The sequence below is a fragment of the Butyricicoccus sp. AM78-15b2TA genome (genome assembly GCF_027665985.1).
Lineage (GTDB): Bacteria > Bacillota > Clostridia > Oscillospirales > Butyricicoccaceae > Agathobaculum > Agathobaculum butyriciproducens.
This window is the reverse complement of sequence record NZ_JAQEHY010000001.1, coordinates 291,286-305,763: the sequence shown is the minus strand read 5'-3', so window position 1 is coordinate 305,763 and position 14,478 is coordinate 291,286. Positions and strand designations below refer to the sequence as shown.

The window sequence follows — 14,478 nt, the reverse complement described above, 5'->3', positions numbered from 1 at the left end:
GTTGTATAATAAAGATAGATTACGGCAGGGTGTGACCTGCCGGAGAATTTATACATGAAGGAGATCATAACAATGGGCTGTTTTTACTGTGATGAGCACCATGAGGGCCGCGAAGCAATCATGTTTAAGGTTGGCGACATGAAGGCAGGTACCCTGTACCTGTTCAAGGATCAGGCACACAAGGGCCGCTGCGCACTGGCGCTCAAGAGCCATAAGAAGGAGCTGTGCGAGTGCGACGAGCAGGAGCGCAACGATTACTGTGCAGATCTGGCTGCTGCTTCCGGCGCTATTAAGAAGCTGTGGGGCTGCACCAAGATCAACCTCGGTTCGTTCGGCGACAGCAATCCGCACCTGCATTTCCACATCGTACCGAAGTACGAGGGCGGCTTTGAGTTCGGCGGCAGCTTTGCCATCACCAATCCGGAGCCGGTTATCCTGAAGGACGAGGAGTACAAGGAAATGATCGAGGCTCTCCAGAAGGAGCTTGGCCTTTAATCCTTTGGCTGCATAAGTCACAAACAGCATCGAACTTTGCGGTTCGGTGCTGTTTTTTATACCTAAAGTTTAGAATTTGTTGTTTCAGGTATCGCGCGGCAGCGCGCATGAAATAGCATTTGCTCTGCAAATGCTCAAAAAGGGGGAGCATGTATCACCCTTTTTGAACTTCTGGAGGGAGAAAGTTTCTGTATAGGAACTTTCGGACGACTTTGGAACGGCCCACGGTCCGTTCCTGCTTGTCGGCGAAACTGTAGTTTCGCGACAGCCGACGGTTCGGTGCTGTTTTTTGTCTTATATGATACTTGCGCGCTGCGGGAACGTGCGGTATAATGTACAGTGATTTCGTATTGTATAAACAAAGGAGCAATGCTATGAAACGCTATTTTGCAGCGGCGATGCTGCTGCTTGCGCTGTCCGGCTGCGGCTCAAGCGGCAGCAGTGCACAGCTTTATACTACCACCGAGGACTTTTTTGCGATGGACACCTATATGTCGGTCGATGTGTCGAGCGAAAAGAGCGAAAGCGCGGCAGAGGACATGGCGATTAAGATCGAGCAGCGCGTCAATCAGCTGGACGCGGCGCTCTCGCGCACGCAGCAGGCGGGCGATCTCTACAAGCTGAACCACGCGAACGGTCAGCCGACCGAGGTGAGCGATGACACCTACACCGCGCTTGAGAAGGCGCTCGAGTACGCCGAGATGACAAACGGTGCGTTTGACCCGACGATGGCGCCGCTGACCGACCTCTGGGGCATCGGCACGGACAACGCGCGTGTGCCCGCGCAGAGCGAGATTGATGAAGCGCTGACGCATGTCGGCTATCAGAACGTCAAGCTGCTCGGCAACAATCAGGTGCAGCTGCTGAATGGCGCACAGGTCGATCTGGGCGGTATCGGCAAGGGTTACGCAGGCGACATCGTGCACGAAATGGTGGAGAGCGACACCTCGGATCAGTGGCACGTTCTGGCGCGGCTGAGCGGCAATGTCGAGATGTACGGCGGCAAAACCGCAGACAGCGGCACGGACAACTGGAACATCGGCATTGCCGATCCGGACGACAACACGGACTCGATTGCGGTGGTGTCGCTGCGGGACGGCTCGGTTGTTACCTCGGGTGATTACGAGCGCTTTTTTGAAAAGGACGGCAAACGCTACCACCACATTTTTGACCCCGCAACAGGGTATCCGGCGGACAGCGGCCTGCGCGGCGTGACCGTCATTGATCCCTGCTCGACCAAGGCGGATGCGCTGACAACGGCGCTGTTCGTCATGGGTCTGGATAAGGGCATGAAATTCTGCGAGGAAAACAAGATTGCGGCCGTGTTCATCACCTCGGACAAGCAGGTGTACACCACATCCAAGACAGGGGACTGCACGTTTGAGTTTCTCGGCGAGAAAAAGGGATACACCTATGCGGAATAAGCTGAAATTCGGTGATTTTATCATCATTGGCGTGGTTCTGGTGATGGCAGGCGCACTGGCGGCAGCGCTGGCGTTCCACAGCTCCGGCGACAAGCTGTACGCCGAGGTCTGGCAGAACGATACGCTCATCGAGCGGGTGCAGCTGACCGATGCGACCGACCGCACGATCAAGCTGGACGGCAACACCATTGTGCTCTCGGGCAAAACAGCGAAAATGGCGGACGCGGACTGTCGGGATCAGGTGTGCGTGCGCACCGGTACACTTACCCATGCCGGACAGGCGGCGGTCTGTCTGCCTCACCGCGTGGTGCTCAAGCTGGTCGGCGTGAATGACAGCGGCATCGACGCTGTGGCATCGTAAGGGGTGCAGCACATGAAAAATGCAAAACGATTGACGCTCTGCGGTATGCTGGCGGCGGTGGCTGTTGTGCTCTCGCTGGTTGAGCGTATGTTCCCGCTGGATGCCATCGTGCCCGTGCCCGGCGTCAAATTAGGGCTAGCGAACGTGGTGACGCTGTTTGCGCTCACGCGGCTGAGCGCGAGAGACGCATTCGCCATCGTGGTAACGCGCGTTGCCATTTCCTCGCTGCTGATGGGCAGCGTGTCGGCGTTCCTGTTCTCGCTGTTCGGCGGCCTGCTGTCGCTCATCGTGATGGGAATCCTGCTCAAAGCCGAAGGCAGATTCTGCTCACTGTTCGGCGTGAGCGTAGGCGGCGCCGCGGCGCATAATATCGGGCAGATGGCAGCGGCTGTGATCTGGCTGAAAAACTGGGCCGTGATCGCATATTTGCCGTTCCTGCTCGTGATGAGCGTGCCGCTCGGACTGGTGACGGGGCTGACCTGCTCGGTCGTATTACATCATCTTAAAAAAATTGATTTCGGTGCATAAATTTGAAAAAGCAGCCTCATACTAACGAAAACAGATTAGGAGGGACTGCTATGAAAAAGCTGATCGCCCTGCTGGCGGCGCTGACGATGCTGTTCGTCTGCGGCTGCGGCAGCAACAGCAAGGATAACGGCACAGACAACGGCAATGGCACCAACAACGGCACCAACAACGCTGTTGATGAGCGGCACGACACCAACACGAATACCGTCGGTGATGATGTTCGCAACGGCGTGGACGATGCAGGCAACGCCGTCGGAGACGCGATGGATGAGGCAGGCAACGCCATCCGCGACGGTGCAGACGCCGTGACCGGAGATAACAATAACGCGGCGAAGCGGCCGAATACGGCGAACGGTACGAATGCTCCGGCGGAGAATCCGTAAAACAGAAACGGCATGGCGTAAGCTGTGCCGTTTTTCTTTGTTTCTTCTGCACCGACGCACTGGGGCACACGAGTTGCGTCAGCGGGTTCGCCCTGTCCGGGCGGCAGTTTTTTCGCTGAACCTCAGCGGAGAGTTGCGCTCTGCGGAGCGCGGGAGACTGCCGCACCCGCGGCTGGGGCAAAAAGGAAGGGACACCTGCGGTTTCCCTTCCTCTTTGAACTCCTACCTTTCCCTTGGATAGTCTGGCGCAGATTGCCAACATGTGACCGCTGCGAAAAGGGGAACGGCAGTCGGGTTACCGCAGCGTGTCTTTCGTGAAATATTCGCAGTTCACAGATAGCGTACTGCTACACAGACCAGAAAACCTCCGCTGGGCGCGGCATAGCAGTGCCGCGCAACTCTTTAACACGTTATACCGCACGGCACCTACGAATTAAGCGTTTGGTACAATTTATCTTCGCAGGCCCTGTCTATTATAACGTGCTGACGACTTGCGCGACACTGTTATGTCGCGCCTGCGTAGAGTAAACCGCCTGTGTAGCAGTACGGTCGCCGACACTGCGAATAGGCTGCTCAAGAGGACGGACTCCGAAGGTAGTTCGTCCGCAGCAGAGAAAAAATCCTCTGCCGTTCCCCGTATTTCGCAGCGGTCACATGTCGGCAATCTGCGCCAGGCCATCTAAGGGAAAGGGGAGATTCACAAGAGGGTGGAAACCGTAGGTGTCTACCCTCTTGTGCGCCCGCGCGGCGTCAGCGCAGTTCCGTTCGCTTCTCAAGCGACACTCCCCCGTTAGGGAAAGGAGTGAAAATCATAGGTTAGAAACCGCAGGTGTCTACCCTCTTGCCCGCCGCCGCGGGTGCGGCGAACCTCCCCGCTAAAGGTTGGCGCCCATTCTATATGCGCAGGAAGCAGCGAAACCGCAGTTTACGTCTTGCACAGACCGCAATCGTGTGCTAAAATAATACTATTATGGGAAAAACACTCGTGGAGCGCACAAACCGCGTCTCCGCGCAGTCTAACGAGTTGGAGTGAGAAATAAATGGATTACAACCGTTTGGCGGAACTGCTGTTTCCGCATATCAATACCACGCCGGAGGAGATGGAGGCTCGCTATCCCAAGCGCGAGCTGCCCGAGGGCGCAAAGGTAACCCGTATGGGCCCAAGTCCGACCGGCTTCATGCACCTCGGCAACCTGTACGGCGCACTGGTGGATGAGCGCCTGGCGCACCAGTCCAAGGGCGTATTTTATCTGCGTATTGAGGACACTGACCGCAAGCGTGAGGTAGAGGGCGGCGTGCAGATGATCATTGACGCGTTCAAGTCGTTCGGCCTGCCGTTCGACGAGGGTGCAACGACTGACGGCGAGACTGGCATCTACGGTCCGTACCGACAGAGCCAGCGTGCCGAGATCTATCAGACCTTCGTCAAGTCCCTCGTGCAGCGCGGCATGGCGTACCCGTGCTTCTGCACCGAGGAGGAGCTCTCCGCCGCACACGAGCAGCAGGAGAAGAACAAGGAGAACTTCGGCTACTACGGCAAGTACGCCGTATGGCGCGACCGTCCGATGGAGGACATCGAGGCAGAGCTTGCCAAGGGCACGCCGTATGTTGTCCGTTTCCGCTCGGAGGGCAGCATTGAGCATAAAATCCGTCACGAGGATCTCGTAAAGGGCAAGATGGAAGTCACCGAGAACGATCAGGACGTGGTTATCCTCAAGTCTGACGGCATCCCGACCTACCACTTTGCACACGTTGTGGACGACCATCTGATGGGCACGACCGTCGTTGTCCGCGGCGAGGAGTGGCTGGCAACGCTGCCGGTACACCTGCAGCTGTTCCGCGCGATGGGCTGGAAGGCACCCAAGTACGCACACACCGCCCAGCTGATGAAGATCGACCCGGAGACCGGCGGCAAGCGCAAGCTGTCCAAGCGCAAGGACCCGGAACTGGCGTTGACGTTCTACGCGCAGGAGGGCTATCCGGTGCCGGCGGTACTGGAGTACCTGATGACGCTCCTCAACTCCAACTTCGAGGAGTGGCGCCGCGCAAATCCGGACCTGCCGATGAACGATTTCCAGTTCACCACCAAGAAGATGAGTGGCTCGGGTGCGCTGTTTGACATTGAAAAGCTGCGCGACGTTTCCAAGAACGTTATTTCGCGCATGACGGCAGAGCAGGTTTACGACTTTGTTGCCGAGTGGTCTGCTGTCAACGACAAGGAGTTTAACGCACTGCTGACCCGCGACCCGGCATTCTCCAAGGCGTACCTCGCCATCGGCCGCGGCGGCAAAAAGCCGCGCAAGGACCTCGCGCTGTGGTCGGATGCCAAGGGCTATATGGACTTCATGTTCGACGAGCTGTTCCAGCCGGATTACACCATGCCGGAGCGCGTTTCCGCTGAGGACGCCAAGGCAATTCTGAGCGATTTTGCAGGCATGTTCGACGAGAACGATACGCCGGACGGCTTCTTCGACAAGATGAAGCAGATCGCTTCTGCACACGGCTACGCCGCCGACACCAAGGCGTATAAGGCTGACCCGTCCGCCTATAAGGGCGCCGTCGGTGATGTGTCCATGGTTGTCCGCGTAGCAGTGGCGGGCCGCCAGAACGCACCGGATCTCCAGACCGTAATGGGTATTCTGGGTAAGGAAAAGGTTCTGGAACGCCTGTCTAAGTGCGCAGATGCGCTCTGAATAATGGAAAATGTAAAATGGATAATGGAGAATGAAGGAGCCGCCCAAAGGGCGGAATTAAATCATCGCGCGCAGCGCGATACCGCAATTTTCAATTTTCCATTTTCAATTCTCAATTCCAAGGGAGAATAATAAATGTTAGAGAATGTAAACAACTTCCTCACAGAAATCATCGACGAGGATATTAAAAACGGTCTTTCCGAGCGCATCCACACCCGCTTTCCGCCGGAGCCGAACGGCTACCTGCATATCGGCTCGGCTAAGGCCATCTTCATCAACTGGTCTATCGCAAAAAAATACAACGGCCTGTTCAATCTGCGCTATGACGACACAAACCCGGTCAAGGAGGATACCGAGTATGTAGACTCCATCTGGGAGGACATCAAGTGGCTGACCGGCGAGGAGCCGAGCGGCGGTGTGTACTACGGCTCGGACTACTTTGAAACCTGCTTTAACTGCGCGGTACAGCTGATCAAGGACGGCAAGGCGTATGTTGACGATCTGACGCAGGAGGAAATGCGCCAGTACCGCGGCTCTCTGACCGAGCCGGGCAAGCCGAGTCCGTACCGCGACCGTTCGGTCGAGGAAAACCTGCAGCTGTTCCAGGACATGCGCGACGGCAAGTTTGCCGACGGCTCCAAGACGCTGCGTGCCAAGATCGACATGGCAAGTCCGAACATGAACCTGCGCGACCCGGCGATTTACCGCATCGTGCGTGCACACCATCACCGTCAGGGCGATAAGTGGTGCATCTATCCGCTGTACGACTTTGCACACCCGATTCAGGACGCACTTGAGGGCATCACGCACTCCATGTGCTCGATTGAGTTCGAGAACCACCGTCCGCTGTACGAGTGGGTGGTTGACAACTGCCCGCTGCCGCATCATCCCAAGCAGCGCGAGTTTGCCCGCCTGAACGTAACGCACACCGTTATGTCCAAGCGTTACCTGCGCCAGCTGGTATTTGAAAAGCACGTTGAGGGCTGGGATGACCCGCGTATGCCTACGCTGTGTGCGCTGCGCCGCCGCGGCTACACGCCGAGCGCCATCCTCGATTTTGTACAGCGCGCCGGCATCGCAAAGGCCAACTCGCTGGTTGACATCAAGCTGCTCGAGCACTGCATCCGCGAGGAGCTGAACGAGACCGCGCTGCGCCGCATGGCAGTCACCGAGCCGATCAAGCTCACCATCACCAACTACCCGGAGGACAAGTGCGAGGAGTTCGAAGTGCCGAACAACCCGCGCAATGAGGAAGCTGGCACGCGCAAGGTTCCGTTCACCCGTGAGCTGTATATTGAAAAGAGCGATTTCGCGGAGGTTCCGCCTCCGAAGTTCCAGCGCCTCAAGCCGGACGGCGAGGTTCGTCTGATGGGCGCGTATATCGTCAAGTGCAACGAGATCATCAAGGACGAGAACGGCGAGATCGTGGAGCTCCGCTGCACGGCTGACCTCGAAACCGGCAACGGTATGCCGGCGGACGGCCGCAAGGTCAAGGGCACGATCCACTGGGTATCCGCTGAGCACGCCATTGATGCGGACCTGTATCTGTACGATAATCTGTTCACCCTCGAGAACGTTAATGACGTACCGGAGGGCACGGATTATCTGGATTATCTCAATCCGGATTCGCTCAAGAAGCTGACCGGCTGCAAGCTCGAGCCGTCGCTGGCTGATGCCAAGGAAGGCGAGCGCTTCCAGTTTGTCCGCATGGGCTATTACTGCAAGGACCGCGAGAGCGGCCGCTTCAACCGCATTGTAACTCTGAAGGACAGCTTTGCAAAAACGCTGAAAAAGTAAGCACAGATAAGAAAAGCTCTCTGAACTTTGTTCAGAGAGCTTTTTTGTTTTGCAGTTAAGGGTTAAACTGCTCCGCCCTGCGAAAACAGAAAACCTGAGTGTAAATTCGTTACAGAATTGTGCTTTCTGCGACCGCATTCGGCGCCAGAACCTTCACGAAGAACTCGAGCCGCCGGAGTGCGTTCTCGATAACCGCCTTATCGGTATCCGGCGTGCCGAACACAGGATGGAACATATGGCGGCTGTCCGGATGGATGCAGGTGCGGTTGTCCGCGCCCGCGATCATGCTGAAAATGACGTCCGTGCCGTCACGGCCGCAGATGTCGTTGGGATAGGTGTGTGTGCTTGCAGCGCGCATACCCGGAAACGGCAGCTTCTCACTTGGTGTGAAGATGGTGAGCGGGCCGTCCATACGGTCGATGTCATGCGTGCCGGACAGTACGAACGTTGTCAGCTCCAGTAGAAAGGGAACACCCATCACCGGGTCATCCTCGGGGAACGGACGGCCCTTGAACAGCACGGATTCAAACTGCTGCATGACAGGATAGGTTTTTTTGAACTTCTTGAAAAACCGGAAGTACGGGTTTTCACCGAAAACGGCCTTGCGGTCGTAATCCGTGTACTTTTCGTGCAGCTGGTCGAGCTCGGCATGAACGAGGTCGTAAAATTCCTTTGCGTTCCACTGGGAACGGTCAGGGTAGGTGACTTCGAGGATGCCGAGCGGAATATTGCGCTCGGCAAAGGTCGGGTCCTTGATGATTTCAAGCATAAGAGTACCTCGATTTGTTAAGCGGGTTCGTAGACGCTGTGATAATCGGCAGCGGCTTCGCCGGTCAGCACATCGTAGTAGTACCACTGCGATTTATCCGCGCTGGTGAAGAAATACACGCCGAGGGGGTGCTCTGCGGTATCGCTGGTCAGCCGACCGACATATTCACCGCTCTGACCGCCAGCCGCTTCTCCGGTGCGGATGATTTCGTCAACGGACACCGGATGCAGCACGGCGATCATGCCGAGCTGCGCGATGGCGTAGGACAGGTACAGCAGGAAGATGGTATAGGCGGACTGCCGCAGCGAAGCCTCCTGCAGAGGGTGGTTCATGCACTTGCCGATCAGCAGGCCGATGAAGGACAGCACGATCAGCGCCGCAATCCACCAGAAGCTGATCTCATACAGCGGGTTCATGCCGGACAGCAGGGCAATGAACAGCATCAGCGCCACCAGAAAGACGAGCAGCGCCTGCGCCCAGCGGCTGTGATCCCTGCCGTCGGGATTACTGGGTCTGCTGTTCATAAAAATGTTGAAAATGAGCGCGACCGGCGCAAATACCCACAGATAGGCGGGGAAGCCGCCGACGGCACCGTCATACACGGTGTTCCAGTGCGTGGCGAGCAGGCAGGTGCCCAGCCAGACGATGACGGAAGCCGCAAGCAGCAGCAGATTTTTCTTGGATCGAAAAAGATTCATACAGGAAATTCCTCTTAAAAAGCAAACGGGCAGAGCCTTGCGGCTCTACCCGTTTTTGCGTTCACACGCCGCAAGGCGCAGAATATTCAGTTTGCGCGGAAAATCAAGCCTCAGCCTTGATCTTCTTCAGGTTAGCGAAGCGCGGCAGACCGGATACCTTCGGGCCAACGTTCTCGCCGTTGATGAGCGGCAGAGCGTAGTCAACGAACTCCTGCGTTACGCCGTTGCCTTCCTCGTTGATCCACTCACGCGGAACCTTCTTCTCGGTGTTAGCAACCTCGGACAGCGGGAGCAGCTCGATCTCGCACTTGTAGCCGTTCTCGTCACGGGTGCACTTGAAGCCCGGCATGTAGTCGGTCTTGCCTGCAACTGCGTTCTCAACAGCAGCCTTGCCGGACATATAGGACTCGTCAACGTCGGTCTTGGAAGCGCAGTGAGCAGCGCAGCGCTGCAGCAGGCTCAGCTCGATGCCGCGAACCTTGCAGCCCAGCTCGTTCTTAACGGTGTCAGCCAACATGGAAGCCAGACCACCGAGCTGTGCATGGCCGAAGCCGTCGGTAGCAGAGGTCTTAGCCTCGGATACGAAGGAGCCATCAGCGTAGTGGATACCCTCGGAAACAGCTACCAGGCAGTTGCCCTTCTCGTCGTAGATGCGCTTTACGTCAGCCAGGAACTTCTTCATGTCGAAGTCGGTCTCCGGCAGGTAAACCAGATCCGGACCTGCGCCCATAGCGGTAGCCAGACCGGCAGCACCTGCCAGCCAGCCAGCGTGACGGCCCATGATCTCTACGACGCAGACCATGCCGGTGTCGTATACGCGAGCGTCCTGATAGATCTCCATGCAGGAAGTAGCGATATACTTGGCAGCGGAAGCAAAGCCCGGGCAGTGGTCGGTGCCGAACAGGTCATTGTCGATGGTCTTCGGAATGCCCATTACGCGGCACTCGTAGCCGGACTTCATCATATACTTGGAAACCTTGTTGCAGGTATCCATGGAGTCGTTGCCGCCGTTGTAGAAGAAGTAACGGATGTCGTACTTCTTGAAGATCTCAAGGATGCGCTTGTAATCGGTGTCGTCAACATCCGGATCAGCCAGCTTGTAGCGGCAGGAGCCCAGTGCAGAGGACGGGGTGTAGCGCAGAAGAGCCAGCTCGTCGCGGTCTTCCTTGTCGATATCATACAGGTCGTCGTTCAGCAGGCCCTTGATGCCGTGTGCCATGCCGAATACGCGGGTGATGGACGGATTGTCCAGTGCTGCCTCCAGCGCACCCAGAACAGAAGAGTTGATTACGGAAGTCGGGCCGCCCGACTGACCGATGACGCAAGCGCCTTTCAGTTCACTCATTGATAAAACCTCCTAAGCAAATTAAAACGCAGAGCTGTGCCATGCATTTTCTTACTCATAAAGAGTATCATATAATATGAAAAAAATCAATGAAAATCCTGCGTTTTCGGCAGGTTTGGCAATTTTGGCAAAGTTGCCGCAGGAATTCGGCGAAAAAATGACAGGATTTTTTGGATATGGACTTGATTTTAGCATGCTTAACTGATAGAATAAAAGCAGAATTTTTAAGATTCAGTTTTTATCAGAAAGGAAGTATTCCCATGCCTTTAGTTACTACTACTGAGATGTTCAAGAAGGCTTACGACGGCGGCTACGCTGTTGGCGCTTTCAACGTGAACAACATGGAGATCGTTCAGGGTATCACCGAGGCTTGCCAGGAGCAGCACGCTCCGGTAGTCCTGCAGGTATCCAAGGGCGCACGCGCTTACGCAAACCACACCTACCTCGTTAAGATGGTAGAGGCTGCTGTTAAGGAGTGCCCGGACATTCCGATCGCTCTGCATCTGGACCACGGCCCGGACTTCGAGACCTGCAAGTCCTGCATCGACGGCGGCTTCACCTCCGTTATGATCGACTGCTCCTCCCGTCCGTTCGACGAGAACGTTGAGGAGACCAAGAAGGTTGTAGAGTATGCTCACGCTCACGGCGTTGTTGTCGAGGCTGAGCTCGGCACCCTGGCTGGCGTAGAGGACGACGTAAAGGTTTCCGCTGAGGATTCCTCCTACACCCATCCGGAAGAGGTTGAGGAGTTCGTAACCCGCACCGGCTGTGACTCTCTGGCTATCGCAATCGGCACCTCTCACGGCGCTTACAAGTTCACCCCGGATCAGTGCACCCGCAACGAGCAGGGCATTCTGGTTCCGCCTCCGCTGCGTTTCGACGTACTCGAGGAAGTTTCCAAGCGTCTGCCGGGCTTCCCGATCGTACTGCACGGTTCCTCTTCCGTACCGCGTGAGTTTGTTGACAAGATCAACAAGTTCGGCGGCAAGATGCCGGATGCAATCGGCATTCCGGAGGAAGAGCTGCGTCACGCTGCACAGCTGTCCGTCTGCAAGATCAATATCGACTCCGATATTCGTCTGGCTATCACCGCTTCTATCCGCGAGCACTTCGCTGAGCATCCGGATCACTTCGACCCGCGCCAGTACCTGAAGCCGGCTCGTCAGGCTGTCAAGGACATGGTTACCCACAAGCTGATCAATGTTCTGGGCTGCAACGGCAAGGCATAAGATCATTTTCTGATCGAAACCAAAGAACCTCGGAATCCTGTTCCGGGGTTCTTTTTTCGTCTTGCGATGGGGAATAGAACGGATACCATATATAGTGTAGCTGCTTTTTTGCGGGAGAAATTACCACGGAGAAAATAAAGGAGAAACTTTGTGGAATTTGTCGCGCTTTTCTGATAAATTTTTCGAGTCAAGAGGAAAAGTTTAGAGAATGCTCCAATAAAAATAGTGCTTTTCTTGCAAATGTGCCAAAAAGAATTTAGCGCCTTGACAGGGCGGTGTTTCGGCGGTAGAATATATAAGCAAGAGATAAGCAGACACAAGATGTTGTGCGATATTGAATGCACCACTACATAATTTAGTAAATAATCAAGAAATCGCCGTTAGGCGGTTTTTGTATGAGAGAGGGATTTTTCTTTATGATTCAGCAGATCGTCAAGCGGGACGGGCGCATGGCTCCCTTTGAGATCGACAAGATCACAAATGCAATTTTCGGCGCAGCACAGGCCTCCGGCGGCCAGGATCACGATATGGCGCAGGAGCTGGCAGAGCAGGTCGAAAAAACGCTGGAGGAGACTGCTGGAACCGAAACTCCCACCGTTGAACAGGTGCAGGACACTGTTGAGAAGGTTCTGATTGAAAGCGGACATGCCCGCACGGCCAAGAAGTACATCCTGTACCGCAACGAGCGCACCCGCGTGCGTGAGATGAACACCCGTCTGATGAAGGTGTACGAGGATCTGACGTTCAAGTCCTCGCTCGAGAACGACGTCAAGCGTGAGAACGCCAATATCGATGGTGATACCGCGATGGGCACCATGCTCAAGTACGGCTCCGAAGGTGCCAAGCAGTTCTACGAGATGTTCATCCTCGATCCGGCGCACGCCAAGGCACACCGCGAGGGTGATATCCACATCCACGATCTGGATTTTCTGACGCTGACCACCACCTGCTGTCAGATTGACCTGCTGAAGCTGTTCCGCGACGGTTTTTCCACCGGCCACGGCTTCCTGCGTGAGCCGAACGACATCCGTTCGTACTCCGCGCTGGCGTGCATTGCTATCCAGTCTAATCAGAATGACCAGCATGGCGGTCAGAGCGTGCCGAACTTCGATTACTCGATGGCGCCGGGTGTGCGCAAGACCTTCCGCAAGCTGTTCCGCGACAATCTCGCCAAGGCCCTCGAGGTGTTCGGTGAGGACGACAACAACGAGGTCGATGCGCGTGCGCTGACCGAGCGTGTTGAGCAGGAGACCGGCAAGTGGGCTTGTCTGGCAGGCGGCAACGGCTACGACGAGGCGATGGCTAAGGCACTTTCCGAGACGCTTGATGAAAAGACGGTTGCAAAGTGCATGAAGTTTGCCCGCAAGTACGCGGATAAGGAGACCCGCAAGGGCACCTATCAGGCGATGGAAGCGCTGGTTCACAATCTGAACACCATGCACTCGCGTGCAGGTGCACAGATTCCGTTCTCGTCGCTCAACTACGGCACGGATACCTCTCCGGAGGGCCGTCTGGTCATGGAGCAGCTGCTGCTCGCGACCGAGGCTGGTCTGGGCAACGGTGAGACTCCGATTTTCCCGATCCACATTTTCAAGGTCAAGGAGGGCGTCAACTACAACGAGGGCGACCCGAACTACGACCTGTTCAAGCTGGCGTGCCGCGTTTCCGCGAAGCGTATGTTCCCGAACTTCTCGTTCCTCGATGCGCCGTTTAACCTGCAGTATTACAAGCCGGGTCATCCGGAGACCGAGGTCGGCTACATGGGCTGCCGCACGCGTGTTATGTCCAATGTGTGCGATCCGACCCGTGAGATTACCTACGGCCGCGGCAACCTGTCGTTCACGTCGGTCAACCTGCCTCGCATCGCAATCCGCAGCCACGGCGATCTGGACTGGTTCTTCGAGGACCTCGACCGCAAGATCGACCTCGTAATCGACCAGCTGCTCGACCGTTTCCGCATCCAGTGCGGCAAGCGCGTGCGCAACTACCCGTTCCTGATGGGTGAGGGCGTATGGATGGATTCCGAAAAGCTGGGTCCGGATGACGAGGTTGGCGAGGTGCTTAAGCACGGAACGCTGACGCTCGGCTTTATCGGTCTGGCAGAGTGCCTCAAGGCGCTCATCGGCGTACACCACGGCGAGAGCGACGAGGCGCAGAACCTTGGTCTTGAAATCGTTGGTCACATGCGTCAGCGCATGGACGAGGCAACCGAGAAATACCACCTCAACTTCTCGCTGATCGCTACCCCGGCAGAGGGTCTGTCCGGCCGATTTGTCAAGATCGACCGTGAGAAATACGGCAAGATTCCGGGCGTTACCGACCGTGATTACTACACCAACTCCTTCCATGTGCCGGTTTACTATCCGATTTCGGCATTTGAGAAGATCGCCCGCGAGGCGCCGTATCACGAGCTGACCAACGGCGGCCACATCAGCTACATTGAGCTGGACGGCGACCCGACGCAGAACCTCGAAGCGTTTGAGGCTGTCGTTCGGGCGATGAAGGAAGCCGGTATCGGCTACGGTGCGATCAACCACCCGATCGACCGCGATCCGGTCTGTGGCTATACCGGCATTATCGGTGAAGTATGTCCGCGCTGCGGCCGCCGAGAGGGCGAAGGCGTTCCGCTGTCCAAGCTGCAGAAGCTGGGATTGTATAAAAATTACAACAGCACCACGATCGGCTATCACGGCGACCCTGCCGAAGAAGCCGACCGTCAGCCGAATACATTGAAAATCGTCAAAAAGTGACAGGGA

Annotated in this window: 13 protein-coding genes; 10 read left to right on the top strand and 3 right to left on the bottom strand. The window is 56.3% G+C overall.

Annotated elements, in window-relative coordinates:
- Positions 1–54 precede the first annotated feature (54 nt).
- The 7 genes from PGS25_RS01645 to PGS25_RS01615 all read left to right on the top strand — a co-directional run bounded on the left by PGS25_RS01645 (position 55) and on the right by PGS25_RS01615 (position 7,681).
- On the top strand, positions 55–495 hold the full coding sequence (locus tag PGS25_RS01645) for an HIT family protein (protein WP_227108968.1): 441 nt from the start codon (positions 55–57) through the stop codon (positions 493–495).
- Between the two features lie 374 nt (positions 496–869).
- On the top strand, positions 870–1,919 hold the full coding sequence (locus tag PGS25_RS01640; protein ID WP_158580183.1) for an FAD:protein FMN transferase: 1,050 nt from the start codon (positions 870–872) through the stop codon (positions 1,917–1,919).
- Positions 1,909–2,280 (top strand): NusG domain II-containing protein, encoded by a 372-nt coding sequence (locus PGS25_RS01635; protein ID WP_118760470.1) that lies wholly within the window; start codon positions 1,909–1,911, stop codon positions 2,278–2,280. The genes PGS25_RS01640 and PGS25_RS01635 overlap by 11 nt, the downstream gene beginning before the upstream one ends.
- 12 nt (positions 2,281–2,292) lie before the next feature.
- Positions 2,293–2,808, top strand: coding sequence for a Gx transporter family protein (locus tag PGS25_RS01630; RefSeq protein WP_118479424.1), 516 nt, complete (start codon positions 2,293–2,295; stop codon positions 2,806–2,808).
- 50 nt (positions 2,809–2,858) lie between these two features.
- The gene (locus tag PGS25_RS01625; protein ID WP_118760472.1) at positions 2,859–3,191 is read left to right on the top strand and encodes a hypothetical protein; all 333 of its coding nucleotides are present in this window, start codon (positions 2,859–2,861) and stop codon (positions 3,189–3,191) included.
- Positions 3,192–4,231: 1,040 nt separating this feature from the next.
- Positions 4,232–5,884 (top strand): glutamate--tRNA ligase, encoded by a 1,653-nt coding sequence (gene gltX, locus PGS25_RS01620; RefSeq protein ID WP_227600637.1) that lies wholly within the window; start codon positions 4,232–4,234, stop codon positions 5,882–5,884.
- A 135-nt stretch (positions 5,885–6,019) separates the two neighbouring features.
- A complete protein-coding gene (locus tag PGS25_RS01615) occupies positions 6,020–7,681 on the top strand; it encodes a glutamine--tRNA ligase/YqeY domain fusion protein (protein ID WP_270417447.1) in 1,662 nt (553 codons plus the stop codon).
- A 109-nt stretch (positions 7,682–7,790) separates the two neighbouring features.
- Here PGS25_RS01615 and PGS25_RS01610 read toward each other — a convergent pair whose 3' ends face one another.
- From PGS25_RS01610 to PGS25_RS01600, 3 genes are all read right to left on the bottom strand, one after another.
- On the bottom strand, positions 7,791–8,450 hold the full coding sequence (locus PGS25_RS01610) for a hypothetical protein (RefSeq protein WP_270417446.1): 660 nt from the start codon (positions 8,448–8,450) through the stop codon (positions 7,791–7,793).
- 17 nt (positions 8,451–8,467) lie between these two features.
- Positions 8,468–9,148 carry a hypothetical protein gene (locus tag PGS25_RS01605; RefSeq protein ID WP_270417445.1) on the bottom strand — a complete coding sequence of 227 codons (681 nt, stop codon included), beginning with the start codon at positions 9,146–9,148 and terminating at the stop codon, positions 8,468–8,470.
- Positions 9,149–9,251: 103 nt separating this feature from the next.
- Positions 9,252–10,493, bottom strand: coding sequence for a 6-phosphofructokinase (locus PGS25_RS01600; RefSeq protein ID WP_116705116.1), 1,242 nt, complete (start codon positions 10,491–10,493; stop codon positions 9,252–9,254).
- Positions 10,494–10,569: 76 nt separating this feature from the next.
- Here PGS25_RS01600 and PGS25_RS01595 point away from each other — a divergent pair, with 76 nt between their 5' ends.
- The 3 genes from PGS25_RS01595 (at position 10,570) to PGS25_RS01585 (ending at position 14,472) form a co-directional block, all read left to right on the top strand.
- The gene (locus tag PGS25_RS01595) at positions 10,570–10,698 is read left to right on the top strand and encodes a hypothetical protein (RefSeq protein WP_256372130.1); all 129 of its coding nucleotides are present in this window, start codon (positions 10,570–10,572) and stop codon (positions 10,696–10,698) included.
- A 55-nt stretch (positions 10,699–10,753) separates the two neighbouring features.
- Positions 10,754–11,722, top strand: a complete 969-nt coding sequence (gene fba, locus PGS25_RS01590) for a class II fructose-1,6-bisphosphate aldolase (RefSeq protein ID WP_270417444.1) — start codon at positions 10,754–10,756, stop codon at positions 11,720–11,722.
- A gap of 416 nt (positions 11,723–12,138) precedes the next feature.
- Positions 12,139–14,472 carry an anaerobic ribonucleoside triphosphate reductase gene (locus PGS25_RS01585; protein WP_117488118.1) on the top strand — a complete coding sequence of 778 codons (2,334 nt, stop codon included), beginning with the start codon at positions 12,139–12,141 and terminating at the stop codon, positions 14,470–14,472.
- The last annotated feature ends 6 nt before the right edge of the window (positions 14,473–14,478 follow it).